Source organism: Pelagibacterium luteolum, assembly GCF_900100665.1.
Lineage (GTDB): Bacteria > Pseudomonadota > Alphaproteobacteria > Rhizobiales > Devosiaceae > Pelagibacterium > Pelagibacterium luteolum.
In genome coordinates, this window is the sequence record NZ_FNCS01000003.1 from 263,540 (window position 1) to 280,141 (window position 16,602).

Here is a 16,602-nt window from a genome sequence, read left to right on the forward strand (position 1 = left end):
AGACGTCTATACCCTAACGATTATTTTGATTTTTTCGAGCGGCTTTTGCCTACCGTTTTGGCGAGACGATAACGCGGCCCTTAATGTTACCCTTGAGGATTTCGCGCGAAACGCCCTCGAGCTCACCCAGCCCGACTTCGGTGACCATGTGCTCGTAAGCAGCAAATCCGAACAGACTTGCCAGACGATCCCACGCCGTTACGCGCGCCAGATAAGGCTGCATCACGCTGTCGATCCCTGCCATGGTCACGCCCCGCAGGATGAAGGGAACGACGCTTCCATCCCATCCATCGCCCGCGGCAAGCCCCACCGAGGCGACACACCCTCCGGGCTCGATCTGCTTCAGCAGTTCACCCAACGGCGCGCCGCCGACATTGTCCACCGCGCCGGACCAACGGGGCGCGAGGAGTTTTTTGGGTGATGGGGCGAGAACGTCCCGGCCGACGACCGCATCGGCACCCAGTGCCAGCAAATCCTTCGAGACGCTGTCGCGTCCGGTCATCGCATCGACGACATAACCCGATCGCGCCAGCAGCAATGTCGCCATCGACCCGACGCCGCCTCCAGCGCCGGTGACAAGCACGCGGCCCACGCCCGGCTTTACGCCTTCGGATTTCAAGCGATGCACGGCGAGCATGGCCGTCAGACCCGCCGTACCCAGAACCATGGCGTCACGGGTGGAAATGGATTTCGGCAGCGGCACCAGCCAGTCGGCATTGACCCGCGCCCGTGTGGCAAAGCCGCCCCAGTGCCATTCGCCGACCCGCCATCCGGTGAGGACGACAGCCTGTCCCGGGTGATAGCGCTCGTCATGGCTCTCGATGACGCGCCCGGCAAAATCCACCCCGCCGATATGGGGATAATTGCGCACCAGTCCGCCTATGCCGGCCAGCGCCATACCGTCCTTGTAGTTGAACCCCGCCCAGTCGATCCCGACCAGAACATTGCCCTCGGGCAAGCTGGCTTCATCGAGGTCGGATATCGTAGAGCGCACGGTACCGTCCGCTCGCTTGTCGGTGACTAAAGCACGAAAACTCATGTCTAACTCCTCCCGCTTGCGCCATCTCACAGTGATTTGCCGCGAACGTCCAGCCCAAGCCGGCTTCTTTGGCAACGATCCTCAGAAGGGTTGGGCGAGCCGGTCGAGCGGCATACCCGCCTGCAGCAATCCCGCCGATAGCTGGCGCAGGATTTCGGGGTCGGAGATGTGCTCACGCAGGGCGGGCATGACCCCCAGCCGGCGATAGCGCTGACTGGCCAGAAGGCGCGGCATGTACCTGTTTATGATTTCAGCGTCACGCAATTGCCCGCCGACCGCCACCATGAATGCCGCTCCGAGGTCGGGCAGGCCCTCGACCATGCGTTCGCCCAGTTGCGCCGCGAGCTCGTATTCCGCGTTACGCAGCGCATCGAGTGCAGGAACGGTGAAGTAGAAATTCGGCGGGTCGGGATCGGCAGTCATTGCCAGTTCGGAATAGGCGTTGGCCGTATCCCAATTGCCTGTCAGCGCGTTGATATAGGCGTAATCCGCCACGACATCGACCATTGCGGGATTGATCTGCATCGCCGTGCTGAAAAGATCGCGCGCCCGGCCGACCTCCCCAGCAAGGAAGGCGACGTAGCCGCGCTGAGCCCAGGAAAAGGCGCTCATGGGATCACGCTCGATCGCCGCCTCGGCCAGCGCGATCCCGTCACGAAGCGCCAATTCACCCTCCTGCGTGTCGGCACCCGAGCGCCAGCCCATATCGGACGTTAGAAACCCCGCCATGGCCAATCCCTCGGCGTGGCCCTCTCGCGCCGCGACCTCCGCGCAATCGAGAAGAGGAGCGGGATCACGCTCGACGCGGCGCTCCCTAAAGGCGGCAAACCCGGCGAGGCAGGGATAATACTCCAGCACGCTCACAGCCACGCCATCGCCGGCAAGCCAGGCTCGCACGTCCGCATGCATCGGCCCACGCGGACTTCCGAGCCGGAGCGCAAAGCGCGTAGCCACCTCTTGCAGCGACAACGTTGGCGCTCCCGCTGCCAATGGCACTTCGACCTCGAAACTGGCGCGGATCGTGTCCTGGGGCTGCGCCCTCAAGACAACGCTGTAGAGGATGCCGCGCGGGGCCCGCCGCGCGACACCGGACAGGATATAGATGCGGTCGCTCACCGCCCGGTCCGCATCCGATGTCGCCGCTTGCTGGCCGCCATAGCGCGCCGCGAGGTCGGGGAAGAAATTGAGAATGCTCACCAGTTCGACGGCCAGCCCTGCGACGAGCGGCGTGCCGCGGTCGTCCTCCGTATGATTTTCGAACTCCTCGACAATCAGCAAAGGCGCCTGAGGCTGTGGCGGTCCCTGCGCGGTGCGCCTGCCGAGCTCGGGCCAGAAATAAAGCGCTGCCATGAGAACAAGAACAGCAATGGCCCCGGCCACCCAGATCGAACGTGAAGGCGTCTGCGGCAGCCGGGCGTCCGCTGCTTGACCGCTTTCCTCTGACGGCAGCAGCGGCGCCGGTGATGTAGTACGCAGCAGGAACTCAGGAACATACCGCCCGCGCGGAATGAGAATGCGCACCGGAGCCTGTCCGAGACCATCCGCATCAAACCGATCGAGCAATTGCCGCAAGCGGCGCGCCTGCACCCTAACAATGGGATCGGTCTGCGGATCGAAATCTTCACTCCGCCCGAATACATCAACGGCGATCGCATAGGCCTTGATGGTGTCGCTCTCGCCGCGCAGTGCAGCATCGACGATATAGGTGAGAAAGGCCGATATCTGAGGCGATCGCCGCAACGGCTCCCATGCGGTCAGCTCGGCCAGCGCCGCCCGAACGTCTGCCTCAGCAGCGATGCCCGATACATCCCGATCCGGCAATGGCGCCCCTCCATTAAAGGAGAGACTAGACGGCATCGATTTACATGTAAATCGACGATCCGGTTTACGTTGCTTTACACCGGCTAACCTTATGCCCCGGCGCGCGATGCACCATATCGCCGTCAACAGCCAGAGCCCCGGCCCACACACCGGCGACCATTAAGGGGCGGCATGTACCTACTTATCCCGGCGGGGATGCGTGGTCCCTATATTTCTAAAAATTAGTTGTTAGCGTCGAGCCCGCAGGTGCGGGTTTACGACCGCCTTTTTTGAGTTTTTCAGTATGACCGCATTTGCTGCCCACGGGCCGGTTTTCGCGCTCGTAGATAATGACGTTCACTCCGCCCGCCTCATGAAGCGCGTGCTGGCATCCGTCGCCGACCACGTCGAACTTACCTGGTTGGGCGATGCCCGCCGCGCCAAACGGTCCTTGGTTGAGCTCTTCGACCAAAGAAGCGACAGCATGCCCGATCTGGTCATCGTGGACCTCAAGTCCCACTCGTCGGCCAGTGCCGATTTCGTGACCGAGATCAGGAACCATGCCAAAGCGGCGGGCGTTGCCATAGTGGCGATCGTTGAGGAGAACGCCGGGACGGAACCCGGCAGATTGCGCCACGCTGGCGCCGATGCTGTGTTCGTTCGCCACCCCGACCTCGCGGCCTATGCAGCCGAACTCGAGGCCATGACCGAATTCTGGGTGCGGGAAACCGTAACCTGGCCAATTCGGGCGTAACCACCGCGTCCCCGGTTGCGTCCGATAGGGAGGAATGTGCTCCTGAATGCGTCCCCCAAGGTCGTGTTTGTATTCATTCCTCCCGCCTCCATACGGCACCGTGGTGCCGAAAAGATCGCGGTTTGTCCCTCCCGAACCGCGAGCGCGAAGACCGGTCGTCGATAGCGTCCTCGATCGACCGGCCTTCTCGGGGAGAGGGGTAGATTTATCTCTGCCGGCTGGCCTTGCGCCGCGCCTCTCCCCACCCTTTTCCCCAGGGTATAAACAGGGGCTTGCCAATTGAATATGGCTAACGCATTCTGCCATCTCGCGTACGGCGTTAATGTTTCGGCAATAATCCGGCCACCCTTCTTTGGCGGCCGGCAGTTTCTCGAACAGTGCGGGGAGGCCACCCATGATGACCACGCCACGCCTAGTCAGCCTGACCGCCCTTGCGGCCAGCCTGTTCATCGTCGTTTTGACGATCACTCAAGCGAATGGACTAACCGTTTCACATCAACCATCGATCGAAGTCATATCGTGCGTACAGGGTAGCCTGGCTTGCGATATCGATGGGATGACAGTGCAAGCCGCTCTGGCACACTGAATTGCGCATATGAAGGGACGACAATCCCTACGAGGCATAGTGGAACGAGATATGATTTCGCACCGGCACGGACCGCTATCTGTGCCGGCGCTTCCGGCTGCGGCGACTAAACATTAGGCCCGCCGCTTGCGTGAGGTGGGACCCGGCCATGCGCGCAATCGGCTTGCTCTCACACCAGCTTGTGCCACCATCTGACATCACACCGGGCCGCTTCGGCATACTCTGCAGGGCCGGAACTCTTTGCCCAACGGGGCATTGAACAGATGGAGTGTTACGCAACAACCGTTTTCGAGGGTCATGCCTGACAATATTTCCGCCATCCTTTCCGCCAGCGCGGGACCGGTGGCGATATTTACCGACTTCGATGGTACTTTGGTGGAGATAGCCCCAAGTCCAGACGCTGTTATCGTGCCCGCCGACCTGCCCCAAAGGTTGGAGCGGCTGTATGGGGCGCTCGATGGCGCTCTTGCGGTCATAACCGGACGGACAATCGCCGACATCGAGGGCTTTTTGCCCCACCAGGATTTTTCCGTCACGGGCAGCCACGGCGCCGAGCGGCGCCATGATGGCGAAATCGAGGACCCCGACCCCGATCATATCGCCGGCGCCCGCCACATAGCGAAGGCGCTGACCCACCATCTCGGCGAAGAAGCCGGGATTTTGATTGAACCCAAACCGACGGGTGTGGCCGTCCATTATCGCGCCGCTCCGGAAAAACGCGCGGAAGTCGAGCGAATCGTCGAACGCGCTGTCGCCGGGGTCAGTGGCTTTCACGTCATCGAGGGCAAGAAGGTCGTCGAAGCTCGCCCGGTTGGAACGGATAAAGGCGAAGCCATCCGCGCGTTGATGACCATCGTCCCGTTCAAGGGTCGAACGCCGGTTTTTATCGGCGACGATGTAAGCGACGAGGATGGTTTTATCGCCGCTACAGATTTAGGCGGCTTCGGTATCAAGGTCGGACAGGGCGAAACGGCGGCACGGTTCAACCTCGCCGGCACAGCTGAGGTGCACGCCTATCTCGACGCGTTGGCCGAGCGGATAGCGGCAAGGGCCGCCAACCAGCCAGCCCAGTCCCAAGAGGAAAGCATGGTCAAATGAGCCGCCTGGTAATTGTTTCCAACCGCATACCGGGAAAGTCGCCGGCTGCAGGTGGGCTTGCTGTCGCGCTGAAGAAAACCCTCTCGGCGCGCGATGGCTTCTGGTTCGGCTGGTCCGGCGCTTTTGCGGAATCGCCGGAGAAAAAAGCGCGATTTGAAACCGTTGATGGCCTGCAGATTGGCGCGATCGACCTTACGCGTTCCGATCATCAAAGCTACTACGCCGGATTTTCCAACTCGATCCTGTGGCCGGCGTTTCATCTCCGGCTCGATCTCACCGACATCCAGTCGCACTGGTACGAAGGCTATCGCGGTGTGAATGCACAGTTCGCAGATGCGCTTATTCCGCACCTCAAGCGCGACGATGTCATCTGGGTCCATGACTATCATCTCATCCCTCTGGCTACGGAATTGCGCCGCCGAAACATACGCAACAGGATCGGCTTTTATCTCCACATTCCGTTTCCGACCCCCGATGCGCTCAACGCAATCCCACACCACGAGGATTTGCTGAACGATCTCATGGCCTACGACCTTGTGGGCCTGCAGGCTCAGCGCGACGTTGCCGCGTTCAATGAATTCATCGCTCATGAGGAAATGGTGCGGGCCGGCGGCGGAACCCCGTTCCACTTCGATACTGGCAGCACAATCATAAAAGCTTTCCCCATCGGATCAGACCCCGACGCGTTCGCAAAGCTCGCCGTCAGCCCCAACGCGCAAAAGATGTACAAAAAGGTCGAGCGCGCCATGAATGGGCGTTCGATGCTTCTGGGTGTCGATCGGCTGGATTATTCCAAGGGGCTCCCGCAGCGCATTCAATCTTATGAAAAACTGCTGGAAAACAACGCGAACCTGCGCCGCGCCGTCCATATGATCCAGATCGCCCCGCCCTCTCGCGATACGATCAAGGAATATCAGATCATCTCCGACGAACTCGACACCGCAGTGGGGCGCGTTACGGGGCGTTTTGCGGAGCCCGATTGGTTGCCGATCACCTATGTGAAGCGAGCCTATGCGCAAGCGTCTTTGGCTGGCCTTTATCGACTCGCGAAGGTCGGACTGGTGACGCCGCTCCGCGATGGTATGAACCTCGTGGCGCATGAATATGTAGGCTCACAGGACCCCGAGGATCCCGGCGTTCTCGTTCTCTCCCGCTTTGCCGGCGCAGCAGAGATTTTCCACGACGCCTTGCTCATCAACCCGTTCGATTCCGACGAGACCGCCGAAGCCATGCGGCGGGCGGTGACCATGCCGCTCGACGAGCGCAAGGCGCGTTGGACGAGCCTGATGGCCGCAGCGCGCGAGCACAATGTGGACAATTGGGCAGACAGTTTCCTCGATGCCCTTGGAGATGGCGGCGAGACTCGCTCGACATCCGATAATGGCGACGATGACAGCAGTGAGCGCCTCGATACCGAACTTCTGCCGCGGTCGGGCACGCTGGGAACGGGCTCAACCATGCCGATCGAGCGTCCGAGCAATGCCCGCGCTCTCCTGCCATGGCTCCGCTCGATCTTTTCGGGCGCATGATACAAAAAAGGCGCCGGATATTTCCGACGCCTCTTCATTGAAACTGTTGTGAAGCTTACGCCCCGGGAACACCTTCAGCAGGCGTAGTCACGTCTTCGCCGGCAGGTGTTTCGGCTTCAGGCGTAACTTCCGTCGGAGCAACGGGCTCAGCAGGAGCATCGTCAACGGCCGAGTCGGTTGGCGCAGGCGTCGGCAGGTTTTCAAGTGCCTCGCCTTCGGTCACCGGCGCATCAACGGCATCGGTGTCTTCAATGGTGGCGCCACCATCAGTCGTTGTCGGGGTTTCGTCATAGGTGGCCGTGAAAAACCAGATCGCCAGGGCGAACAGCACCACGATCCCTATAAGCCCGAAAATGAGCGCGCGGGAGTTTTCCTTGCGAGCGTTGCCTTGTCGAACTTCAGTCGTATTGAGATGTGGATCAGGATCGGTCATTTCATCCCTCAAGGTTGAAAAATATAAGCTTTTGAAAAGTCCATAATCATGCGGGCGCTCGGCGCCTCAGCCGTGATAACGTTCTTACGGGATCTCCGTTCCAGATCGCACATGCATCAATTTTAGGCAGGCGGTCAAAACGGTGCAGCAGTGATGCAATCCTTCTTGCATGACGCCGAATGTGGCGACATATTGGTTTTTGTCCATTTGGTCTAAAATTGGCGCACGATGATCTCAACCGGCCCTGAACCTCTACTGACGCTGAAAGGGCTGACCAAGTCGTTCGGCACATTCAAGGCCAATGATGCCGTAGATCTCGAGATATTCCCGGGCGAAATCCATGCCCTACTGGGCGAGAACGGCGCCGGGAAATCCACCTTCGTCAAAATGCTCTACGGCGCATTGCAGCCCGACGCGGGCGAAATGATCTGGCGCGGCAAGGCCGTGACGATCCCCAATCCCGCCTATGCCCGCCAGCTCGGGATCGGGATGGTGTTCCAGCACTTTTCCCTTTTCGAAGCGCTGACGGTTGCCGAAAACGTGGCTGTCGCGCTTCCGGGCGATACGCCACTCAAAAAGGTGGCCGCCGATCTCGAAGCGGTATCGCGCGAATATGGATTGCCTCTCAAAGCCGGCGCGCATGTGCACGACTTATCGGTGGGCGAACGCCAGCGGATCGAAATCGTCCGCTGCCTTTTGGGTCACCCCGATCTTGTCATCATGGACGAGCCCACTTCGGTGCTCACGCCGCAAGAGGTAGACGACCTCTTCACAGTGCTTCGCCAGCTCGCCTCCGAGGGCAAGGCGATCCTCTACATCTCTCATAAGCTCGAAGAGGTTCGCGCGCTGTGTGAGCGCGCGACGATCCTGCGGCAGGGGAAAATCGTCGGCACTTGCATCCCGCGTGAAGAGACTGCGGCATCTATCGCGAAGATGATGGTCGGCGCCGACATTCATCAGATCCGTCCGTCAAAAGCGCGTTCGCAATCGGCACAGCCCGTTCTTTCGATCCGCGGCCTGTCCATGGATTCCCGCGAAGTATTCGGCACACGCCTCAAGGACGTGAACCTTGACCTCTACCCCGGCGAGATCGTTGGCATTGCCGGCATTGCGGGCAACGGCCAATCGGAGCTGTTCGATGTTATCTCGGGCGAACGTCTGGCTGGCAGACCTGAACAAGTGATGCTCTTCGGGCACCCCGCAGGTCATGAGGACATTTCGGCGCGTCGCGCCCGGGGCGCGGTTTTCATTTCCGAGGAACGCCTCGGCCACGCCACCGTGCCGACGCTGTCGCTAAGCGAGAATGTGATTTTGACCCGCTACCGGGTCAACCCTGGCCTGAAATCGGGCCTCTTTCTCAATCGCGGCCTGGCCAAATCGCTGCTCGGCACGATCGTTGAAAAGCTCGACGTGCGCAAAAGCGCGGAGGATCCGGCAGCGCAGTCACTTTCTGGCGGCAATCTACAAAAATTCATAATCGGGCGCGAAGTGCTCGAAGACCCAAAGCTCATTATTGTCAACCAGCCGACATGGGGCGTCGATGCCGGCTCCGCCGCCCGCATCCGCCAGACTCTTGTCGATTTGGCGGAATCGGGCGCCGCGATCCTCGTCATCAGTCAGGATCTCGATGAACTGTTCGAGTTCACCGATCGCCTTGCCGCGATCGCGGAGGGCCAGCTCTCCGCATTCGAACCTGTCGCCGAAACCAATCGCAACGCCATCGGGCTCAAGATGTCAGGTGCGTTTTCCGGAGTTCCCGCATGAGGCTCGAACTCGTCAAACGCGGCAATCCTTCAAAGACTTTGCGTTTTTTTTCGCCTCTGATCGGTCTTGCGCTGGCCGTGTTCACCGGCGCCATCATGTTCGCGATCCTGGGCAAGAACCCGCTCGAAGCGCTCTATGTCTATTTCATCGAGCCGCTCACCGAACTCTGGTCGGTCCACGAACTGCTGATCAAGGCCGCCCCGCTTATCCTCATGGGGGCCGGGCTGTCGATCTGCTATCTCTCGAACAACTGGAATATCGGCGCCGAGGGCCAGTTCATCATGGGCGCCCTGGCTGGGTCGATATTCCCCGTGCTGTTCACCGATATGCAGGGGCCCATCGTCCTGCCGCTGATGCTGACCTTCGCCATTGTCGGCGGCGCCCTCTGGGCCGGCATACCGGCGCTGCTCAAGGCAAAGTTCAACACAAACGAAATTCTCGTTTCCCTGATGCTCGTCTATGTCGCCGAGCTGATCCTCGACTATCTCGTGCGCGGCCCCTGGCGAAACCCTGCGGGCATGAACTTCCCCGAATCCGTCCGCTTCCACCAATTCGCCCGCATCCCCGAACTAATGCCCGCCGATGGCCGCGCCAATTGGGGTTTCGTCATAGCCATCCTCGTCGCCATAGCCCTCTGGGTGATGCTCAGCAGGACGCTTAAGGGTTTCGAGATCAAGGTGCTCGGCACCAGCCCCCGCGCCGGACGCTTCGCAGGGTTTGACGCCAAAAAGATGGTGTTCTTCTCCTTCCTCATCGCAGGCGCCTGCGCCGGGCTGGCCGGAATCATCGAGGTCGCCGGCGCGTCGGGCCAATTGCGCCCGATCATTTCGCCCGGCTATGGCTTTACCGCCATCATCGTCGCCTTCCTTGGGCGCCTGAACCCACTCGGCGTCATCGTCGCCGGTCTCGTACTCGCGTTGACCTATCTCGGCGGCGAGGCAGCGCAGATTTCACTCGGCCTCTCCGACAAGGTGGCGCGCGTCTTCCAGGGCGCCCTGCTCCTTTACATCCTCGCCTGCGATACGCTTATCCACTACCGCATCCGCTTCGTGCCGACGCCCAAAGCCCAGGGGAGCGCTGCCGATGTCTGACGCAACGCTGATCCTGATCCAGGCCGTCCTTCTCACCATTTCCACTGCTGCGACTCCACTCCTGCTTGCCGCCATCGGAGAGCTCGTCGTCGAGCGCTCGGGCGTTCTCAATCTCGGCGTCGAGGGCATGATGGTTATGGGGGCGATCGGTGGTTTCATCGGCATGATTGTCACCGGCAATCCCTATATCGGCGCTGTCGTCGGAGTATTGTTCGGCATGGCGCTGTCGCTGCTCTTTGCCGTCCTCACGCTGACCCTCGCCACCAATCAGGTCGCCACCGGCCTTGCTCTTACAATATTGGGCCTTGGCCTTTCGGGCCTGATCGGCGAACCCTATGTCGGTCGCTCCGCCGTGCGCATGCCCGTGCTCAATATCCCCGGCCTTACCGACCTCCCCATCATCGGACGCCTGCTGTTCGGGCAGGACCTGATCTTTTACATATCGATCGCGCTAATCGTCGGGGTTGCGTGGTTCCTGTTCCGCACACCGTCCGGTCTGAAGCTCCGTGCCATCGGCGACAACCCGCAATCGGCCCACGCGCTGGGCATAAAAGTCATCCGCACCCGGTATCTCGCCGTCCTGTTCGGCGGCGCGTGTGCAGGTCTCGCCGGCGCGCATCTATCCCTCGTCTATACGCCGCAATGGACCGAGAACATGTCGGCCGGCCGCGGGTGGATCGCCCTGGCGCTTGTGGTTTTCGCCTCGTGGCGTCCCTTCCGCATTCTCGCCGGCGCTTATCTATTCGGCGCCGTCTCCATCGGCCAATTGCACGCCCAGGCACTGGGAATCGGCATTCCGTCCCAGTTCCTCTCGGCCCTCCCCTATCTCGCCACCGTCATCGTTCTGGTGCTGATTTCCCAGAACCGACGGCTGACGCTGATCAACACCCCGGCCTCGCTCGGCAAGAGCTTCGTACCGGACCGCTGACAATCGTCCAAAGGAAGGAAACAATGAAAACGCTCCTCACCACCCTCGCAACGGCCACTGCGCTGTCGCTCACCCTCGTCCCCGCCGCCCAGGCGCAGCAGGACACGGCAGAAGCCTGCTTTGTCTATGTCGGTTCGCACACCGACGGCGGCTGGAGCCAGGCTCACGATATCGCCCGTCTCGAAATGGAAGAACATTTCGGCGGCGCCGTCACCTCGCGCTTCATCGAAAACGTTGCCGAAGCCAGCTCCGAAGGCGCCATCGAGCGCATGGCGCGCTCGGGCTGCGACATCATCTTCACGACATCCTTCGGCTTCATGGACCCCACCGTCGCGGTGGCCGAACGCTTCCCGGACGTCAAGTTCGAACACGCCACCGGCTACAAGACGGCGCCGAACCTCTCGGTTTACAACTCGCGCTTTTATGAGGGCCGCTACATCCAGGGCGTCATCGCCGCCTCGATCTCGGAAACCGGCACCGCGGGCTATATCGGCTCGTTCCCGATCCCAGAAGTGGTCCAGGGCATCAACGCATTCATGCTCGGCGCGCAGTCGATCAACCCCGATTTCGCTGTCCGCGTTGTCTGGGCCAACTCCTGGTACGATCCCGGTGCAGAAGCCGACGCGGCCCGCGTTCTGATGGATCAGGGCGTCGACATCATCACCCAGCACACCGACTCCACGGCCCCCATGCAGGAAGCCGCCGCCCGCGGCATCAAGGCATTCGGCCAGGCGTCAGACATGATCGAAGCCGGACCTGAAACCCAGCTGACAGCTATCGTCGACACCTGGGCGCCCTACTATATCGAACGCGTCCAGGCCGTTCTCGATGGCACATGGGAAACCTCGGATACCTGGGACGGGCTCGTCGACGGCATCCTCACCATGGCGCCTTACACCAACATGCCGGAAGACGTCGCAGCGCTCGCGACTGAAACCGAAGAAGCCATCAAGGCCGGCGAACTCATCATCTTCGAAGGCCCGATCAACCGCCAGGATGGCACGGTATGGCTCGCAGAAGGCGAACAGGCCGACGACGGCACCCTGCTCGGCCTCAACTTCTACGTCGAAGGCGTCGACGACCAACTCCCGCAGTAAGGTTTTGCTGCATAATCTAACGAGCGGCGGCAGCAATGCCGCCGCTTTTGTTTCTTGACCGATCGCATTGTAGCGCACACGCTTCCCAGGCAATCAAAACTCGAGATTTTGCCCATGACCACATCCGCCAGCCTCGCCCGAATGATCAGTGCAGGACGCGGATTGGAACCGGCCGACCTGGTGATCAAAAACGTCAGACGACTCGATATCATCACCGGCGAGATCATCGAAACCGACATCGCCATCGTTGCCGACCGCATCGTCGGCACCCACGGGACATATGAGGGTCACGAGACCATCGATGGCGCGGGCCGCTATGCCGTGCCGGGCTTCATTGACACCCATCTCCACATCGAATCTTCGCTGGTCACCCCGCACGAATTCGATCGCTGCGTGCTGCCGCATGGCGTGACCACCGTCATCTGTGACCCCCACGAGATCGCCAACGTCCTCGGTGCCCCCGGCATCCGTTATTTCCTAGACTGCGCCGAGCGCACGATCATGGACATCCGCGTCAACCTCTCGTCTTGCGTCCCTGCCACCGCGTTCGAAACCGCCGGTGCCCGCCTCGAGATCGACGACCTTTTGCCGTTTGGGGACCATCCAAAGGTCATAGGGCTCGCAGAAATGATGAACTTCCCCGGTGTCATCAACTGCGATCCGGACATCCTCAAAAAGCTCGAGGCTTTCCAGCACCGCCACATGGACGGCCACGCGCCCCTGCTCTCCGGCATGGATCTCAACGCCTATCTCGCCGCCGGCATTCGCACCGATCATGAAGCGACGACGGCGAAAGAGGCGCGAGAAAAACTGTCCAAAGGCATGGCCATCCTGATCCGAGAAGGCTCGGTCTCAAAAGACCTCGATGCCCTCGCCGAAATCCTCGATGAAAACACATCGGCTTTTGTGGCCTTGTGCACCGACGACCGTAATCCGCTCGACATCGCCGAAGAAGGTCACCTCGACTCTTCGATCCGCCGCCTCATCGCCCATGGCTGCCCCGTTCATCATGTCTACCGTGCCGCCTCCCACTCCGCCGCGCGCATTTTCGGGCTGAAGGATCGCGGGCACATCGCCCCCGGCTGGCGCGCCGATATCGCGCTGCTCGACAGCCTCGATGAATGCCTGGTTTCGGACGTTGTCTCAGCCGGGCGGATCATTACATCAGAAATCTGGGCCACCCGCCAACCCGTCGAACCCGTCGGGCTCAACTCCATGAAGGCCAAGCCCGTCGAAGCCGCCGCCTTCATCACTGCGCCCAACCCAGACCGCAACGAAGTCCCCGTCATCGGCGTCAAGCCCGGGCTCATTCTCACCTTCCGCGAATCTGCCGCCCTCGCCACGACCGACACCGGCCTCCAGCCTGACACCGCCGCCGATGTGATCAAGCTCGCAGTCGTCGAGCGCCACGGCATCAACGGCAATATCGGTCGATCCTTCGTCACCGGTTTCGGCCTGAAACGCGGTGCGATCGCGTCTTCGGTTGGCCATGATAGCCACAACATCACAGTGGTTGGCGTGACCGACGAGGACATGGCTCTCGCCGTCAACCGCCTCATCGAAATCGGCGGTGGGTTCGCTGTAGCCTGCGAGGGCGAAATCCTCGCCGATCTGGCGCTCCCCATCGCCGGTCTCATGAGTCTCGAACCCTTCGAGATCGTCACTGAACACCTCGAACATCTGCGCACCGCCGCCAAGGCATTGGGCTGCATCCTGCCTGAACCGTTTCTTCAGGTGGCCTTTCTGGCCCTGCCGGTCATTCCACATCTGAAGATGACCGACCGCGGCCTTTTCGACGTTGATGCATTCGATTTCGTCTGATGAGGCGATGGGCTTGATAAAGCCATTATCCCGCTTATCTGATGGTGTATGAACAAAGAGCGGCCCCGCCTGGAACGACTATTCCTTCGCCTCGAAGCGCGCTTTCCGCGCTTTGCCATGGTGATCTATATCCTGCGCCAGCCCTGGGCGATGCTGATCCGCATTCCCTTGGGGATTCTGCTGGTCATCGGCGGCCTGCTCGCTTTCCTGCCTATTCTCGGGCTTTGGATGCTGCCGCTCGGCCTGCTGCTACTGGCGATCGACCTGCCCTTCCTGCAGCGCCCGATGAACGGGCTCATCCTGCGCGGCGAACGCCAGTATCATCTCTGGCGCCGCAACCGCCGCGATAAAAAGACCGCCCGCGAAGCGGCAGCTGAAAAGCAAAAGGCGCGACCGATGCCGCGCCTCCCCAAAAAGCATACAGATTACCCTTAGAGCGCTTCCAGGATAAGCGGATTCCACTCATCCGGTTCGGAAGCGCGAACACGACTTACGCCAAGGCCTTTTTCTCGGCCCGCTTGGCATGCAGGATCGGCTCGGTATAGCCTGACGGCTGTTCTGTGCCCTCCAGCGCCAGTGCCAGCGCGGCCTGAAAGGCAATCGAGCCTTCGGGGTCGTTGCTCATCGGTTCATAAGTTGGATCACTAGCATTCTGCTCGTCGACCACCTTGGCCATGCGCACGAATGTCGCCACCACCTGGTCCTGCGTCACCACGCCATGCCACAGCCAGTTGGCGATCGCCTGGCTGGAAATCCGGCACGTCGCACGGTCTTCCATCAGCCCCACATCGTTGATGTCTGGCACCTTGGAACATCCAACGCCCGCATCCACCCAACGCACCACATAGCCCAAAATCCCCTGCGCATTGTTGTCCAGTTCGCGCTGGATTTGTGCATCGCTCAGCGTCGAGGGATCGAGCACCGGCATCGAAAACAACTCACCCAGCGTCGGTATCGGCTCATTGTGGCGGCGCTTTTGCGCCTCGAACACATCGACTTCATGGTAGTGCAGCGCGTGCAGCGTCGCCGCGGTCGGTGACGGCACCCAGGCACAGTTCGCGCCGGCCTTTGGGTGCCCGATCTTCTGCTCCATCATGGCCGACATCTCGTCGGGCTTGGCCCACATGCCCTTGCCGATCTGCGCCCGCCCGGTCAGCCCGCACGCGATCCCGATCGTGACGTTGCGATCTTCATAGGCCTGTAGCCAGCGCTCGGACCGCACCTTGTCCTTGGGCAACACCGGACCTGCTTCCATCGAGGTATGGATTTCATCCCCGGTCCGGTCGAGAAACCCCGTGTTGATGAAAAATACCCTCTCCCGCGCCGCATAAATGCACGCCTTGAGATTGGCCGAGGTCCGGCGCTCCTCGTCCATGATGCCGATCTTGATCGTATTGAGCGGCAGGCCGAGGATTTTTTCCACCTCGCCGAACACATTGCACGCAAACAGCACCTCGGTCGGCCCGTGCATCTTGGGCTTGACGATATAGATCGACCCCGTCGTCGAATTGGCCCTGCGCTTCACATCATGCATCGCGCACAGCGACGTCACCACCGCATCCATCAGCCCTTCGCCGATCGGCTGCCCTTCGGCGTCCAGCACCGCGTCCGTAGTCATCAGATGCCCGACATTGCGCACCAGCAGCAGCGCCCGCCCCTTGAGCGTCAGCTTTGAGCCATCGGGCGCTGTATAGTCGCGGTCGGCATTGAGCCGGCGCGTCATCATAGCCCCACCCTTCTCGAAACTGTCTTCCAGTGTCCCGGTCATCAGTCCGAGCCAGTTGCGATAAACGCCGACCTTGTCCTCGGCGTCCACCGCCGCAACCGAATCCTCGCAATCCTGAATTGTGGTCAGCGCACTTTCCACCACAACATCGGCCAGATGCGCCGGGTGATCCTTGCCGATCGGATGGTCGGGATCGATCACCAGGTCGACGTGCAACCCGTGATGCTGCAGCAGGACCCGCAACACGGTGCCATCCTGCGCATACCCTACGAATGCCTCTGGGTAAGCAAGCTTCGCCGGCCCGTCCTGGCTCTCGATCACCAGCCGCGCAACATCGCCCGACATATCAACGCCATACCGCGTCACGGCCCAATGCTTGACCCCAAGCAGAGGAAACGTCTCGTCGAGAAAATGGCCGGCCCGTGCGAAAACCTCGCCCCCGCGCTTGGCATTATAACCTTTGCCCGGCGCTAGATCGCCATCGCGGGAGATCACATCCGTGCCATAGAGAGCATCGTAAAGACTGCCCCACCGCGCATTGGCCGCGTTCAGCGCATAGCGCGCATTGGACACCGGCACGACAAGCTGCGGCCCACACAGCTCGGCGATCTCGGGATCTAGATTTTCGGTCTCTATGCGGAAATCTTCAGGCTCGTCCTCGAGATATCTGATCTCACGCAAGAACGCTTCATATGCAGCCGGGTCTTTGGTGGCCGGCCCATTGTCGCGGTGCCAATCGTCGATCTGGTTTTGCATGCGATCGCGGATTTCCAGCAATTCGCGATTTCCGGGCATATATTGCGTGACGAGTTCGGCAAACCCCGACCAGAACGCATCCGACGCCAGATCGAGCCCCTTGAGCGCTTCGTCTTCCACGAATTTCGCCAGCAATGCATCAACCTGCAAACCGGCCCTCGTCACGTAATTGCTCATCGC

14 protein-coding genes are annotated in these 16,602 nt (G+C 60.8%); 10 read left to right on the forward strand and 4 right to left on the reverse strand.

Features of this window, described 5'->3' with window-relative positions; all coding sequences use genetic code 11:
- Positions 1-49 precede the first annotated feature (49 nt).
- Together BLR31_RS07805 and BLR31_RS07810 are read right to left on the reverse strand one after the other, a co-directional pair.
- Positions 50-1,039 (reverse strand): acrylyl-CoA reductase family protein, encoded by a 990-nt coding sequence (locus BLR31_RS07805; RefSeq protein ID WP_090594378.1) that lies wholly within the window; start codon positions 1,037-1,039, stop codon positions 50-52.
- An 81-nt stretch (positions 1,040-1,120) separates the two neighbouring features.
- Entirely contained in the window at positions 1,121-2,860 is a 1,740-nt protein-coding gene (locus BLR31_RS07810) for a tetratricopeptide repeat protein (protein ID WP_090594381.1), read from the reverse strand.
- Positions 2,861-3,143: 283 nt separating this feature from the next.
- On the opposite strand from BLR31_RS07810, the gene BLR31_RS07815 reads away from it, so the two are divergent.
- The 4 genes from BLR31_RS07815 (at position 3,144) to BLR31_RS07830 (ending at position 6,806) form a co-directional block, all read left to right on the forward strand.
- Positions 3,144-3,593, forward strand: a complete 450-nt coding sequence (locus BLR31_RS07815; RefSeq protein WP_090594384.1) for a hypothetical protein — start codon at positions 3,144-3,146, stop codon at positions 3,591-3,593.
- A 394-nt stretch (positions 3,594-3,987) separates the two neighbouring features.
- Positions 3,988-4,179: a hypothetical protein gene (locus BLR31_RS07820; protein WP_090594387.1), complete on the forward strand. Its 192-nt coding sequence runs from the start codon at positions 3,988-3,990 to the stop codon at positions 4,177-4,179.
- A gap of 297 nt (positions 4,180-4,476) precedes the next feature.
- Positions 4,477-5,277 (forward strand): trehalose-phosphatase, encoded by an 801-nt coding sequence (otsB, locus tag BLR31_RS07825; RefSeq protein WP_090594389.1) that lies wholly within the window; start codon positions 4,477-4,479, stop codon positions 5,275-5,277.
- Positions 5,274-6,806 carry an alpha,alpha-trehalose-phosphate synthase (UDP-forming) gene (locus tag BLR31_RS07830; protein WP_090594392.1) on the forward strand — a complete coding sequence of 511 codons (1,533 nt, stop codon included), beginning with the start codon at positions 5,274-5,276 and terminating at the stop codon, positions 6,804-6,806. Before otsB ends, BLR31_RS07830 begins: the two co-directional genes overlap by 4 nt.
- A gap of 55 nt (positions 6,807-6,861) precedes the next feature.
- On the opposite strand, the gene BLR31_RS07835 is transcribed toward BLR31_RS07830, so the two are convergent.
- Entirely contained in the window at positions 6,862-7,239 is a 378-nt protein-coding gene (locus tag BLR31_RS07835) for a hypothetical protein (protein ID WP_090594394.1), read from the reverse strand.
- Positions 7,240-7,467: 228 nt separating this feature from the next.
- Between BLR31_RS07835 and BLR31_RS07840 the strand changes: the two genes are divergently transcribed.
- From BLR31_RS07840 to BLR31_RS07865, 6 genes are all read left to right on the forward strand, one after another.
- Positions 7,468-9,003 carry an ABC transporter ATP-binding protein gene (locus tag BLR31_RS07840; RefSeq protein ID WP_090594397.1) on the forward strand — a complete coding sequence of 512 codons (1,536 nt, stop codon included), beginning with the start codon at positions 7,468-7,470 and terminating at the stop codon, positions 9,001-9,003.
- Complete coding sequence (locus BLR31_RS07845; protein ID WP_090594401.1) at positions 9,000-10,094, forward strand: ABC transporter permease; 1,095 nt, start codon at positions 9,000-9,002, stop codon at positions 10,092-10,094. Before BLR31_RS07840 ends, BLR31_RS07845 begins: the two co-directional genes overlap by 4 nt.
- 7 nt (positions 10,095-10,101) lie before the next feature.
- Positions 10,102-11,022, forward strand: a complete 921-nt coding sequence (locus BLR31_RS07850) for an ABC transporter permease (protein WP_176762582.1) — start codon at positions 10,102-10,104, stop codon at positions 11,020-11,022.
- Positions 11,023-11,045: 23 nt separating this feature from the next.
- Positions 11,046-12,119, forward strand: coding sequence for a BMP family ABC transporter substrate-binding protein (locus BLR31_RS07855; RefSeq protein ID WP_090594406.1), 1,074 nt, complete (start codon positions 11,046-11,048; stop codon positions 12,117-12,119).
- A 114-nt stretch (positions 12,120-12,233) separates the two neighbouring features.
- Positions 12,234-13,940 carry an adenine deaminase gene (gene ade, locus BLR31_RS07860; protein ID WP_090594409.1) on the forward strand — a complete coding sequence of 569 codons (1,707 nt, stop codon included), beginning with the start codon at positions 12,234-12,236 and terminating at the stop codon, positions 13,938-13,940.
- A 48-nt stretch (positions 13,941-13,988) separates the two neighbouring features.
- Positions 13,989-14,375: a hypothetical protein gene (locus BLR31_RS07865; RefSeq protein WP_176762564.1), complete on the forward strand. Its 387-nt coding sequence runs from the start codon at positions 13,989-13,991 to the stop codon at positions 14,373-14,375.
- A gap of 55 nt (positions 14,376-14,430) precedes the next feature.
- Here BLR31_RS07865 and BLR31_RS07870 read toward each other — a convergent pair whose 3' ends face one another.
- Entirely contained in the window at positions 14,431-16,599 is a 2,169-nt protein-coding gene (locus tag BLR31_RS07870; RefSeq protein ID WP_090594411.1) for a malate synthase G, read from the reverse strand.
- Between the last annotated feature and the right edge of the window lie 3 nt (positions 16,600-16,602).

Bases quoted from the DNA above. Each gene is read 5' to 3' on its own strand.
- BLR31_RS07840 (WP_090594397.1), top strand. From the start codon at position 7,468: ATGATCTCAACCGGCCCTGAACCTCTACTGACGCTGAAAGGGCTGACC.
- BLR31_RS07865 (WP_176762564.1), top strand. From the start codon at position 13,989: ATGAACAAAGAGCGGCCCCGCCTGGAACGACTATTCCTTCGCCTCGAA.
- BLR31_RS07830 (WP_090594392.1), top strand. From the start codon at position 5,274: ATGAGCCGCCTGGTAATTGTTTCCAACCGCATACCGGGAAAGTCGCCG.
- BLR31_RS07820 (WP_090594387.1), top strand. From the start codon at position 3,988: ATGATGACCACGCCACGCCTAGTCAGCCTGACCGCCCTTGCGGCCAGC.
- BLR31_RS07815 (WP_090594384.1), top strand. From the start codon at position 3,144: ATGACCGCATTTGCTGCCCACGGGCCGGTTTTCGCGCTCGTAGATAAT.
- BLR31_RS07805 (WP_090594378.1), bottom strand. From the start codon at position 1,039: ATGAGTTTTCGTGCTTTAGTCACCGACAAGCGAGCGGACGGTACCGTG.
- BLR31_RS07870 (WP_090594411.1), bottom strand. From the start codon at position 16,599: ATGAGCAATTACGTGACGAGGGCCGGTTTGCAGGTTGATGCATTGCTG.
- BLR31_RS07855 (WP_090594406.1), top strand. From the start codon at position 11,046: ATGAAAACGCTCCTCACCACCCTCGCAACGGCCACTGCGCTGTCGCTC.
- BLR31_RS07845 (WP_090594401.1), top strand. From the start codon at position 9,000: ATGAGGCTCGAACTCGTCAAACGCGGCAATCCTTCAAAGACTTTGCGT.
- ade (WP_090594409.1), top strand. From the start codon at position 12,234: ATGACCACATCCGCCAGCCTCGCCCGAATGATCAGTGCAGGACGCGGA.
- BLR31_RS07835 (WP_090594394.1), bottom strand. From the start codon at position 7,239: ATGACCGATCCTGATCCACATCTCAATACGACTGAAGTTCGACAAGGC.
- otsB (WP_090594389.1), top strand. From the start codon at position 4,477: ATGCCTGACAATATTTCCGCCATCCTTTCCGCCAGCGCGGGACCGGTG.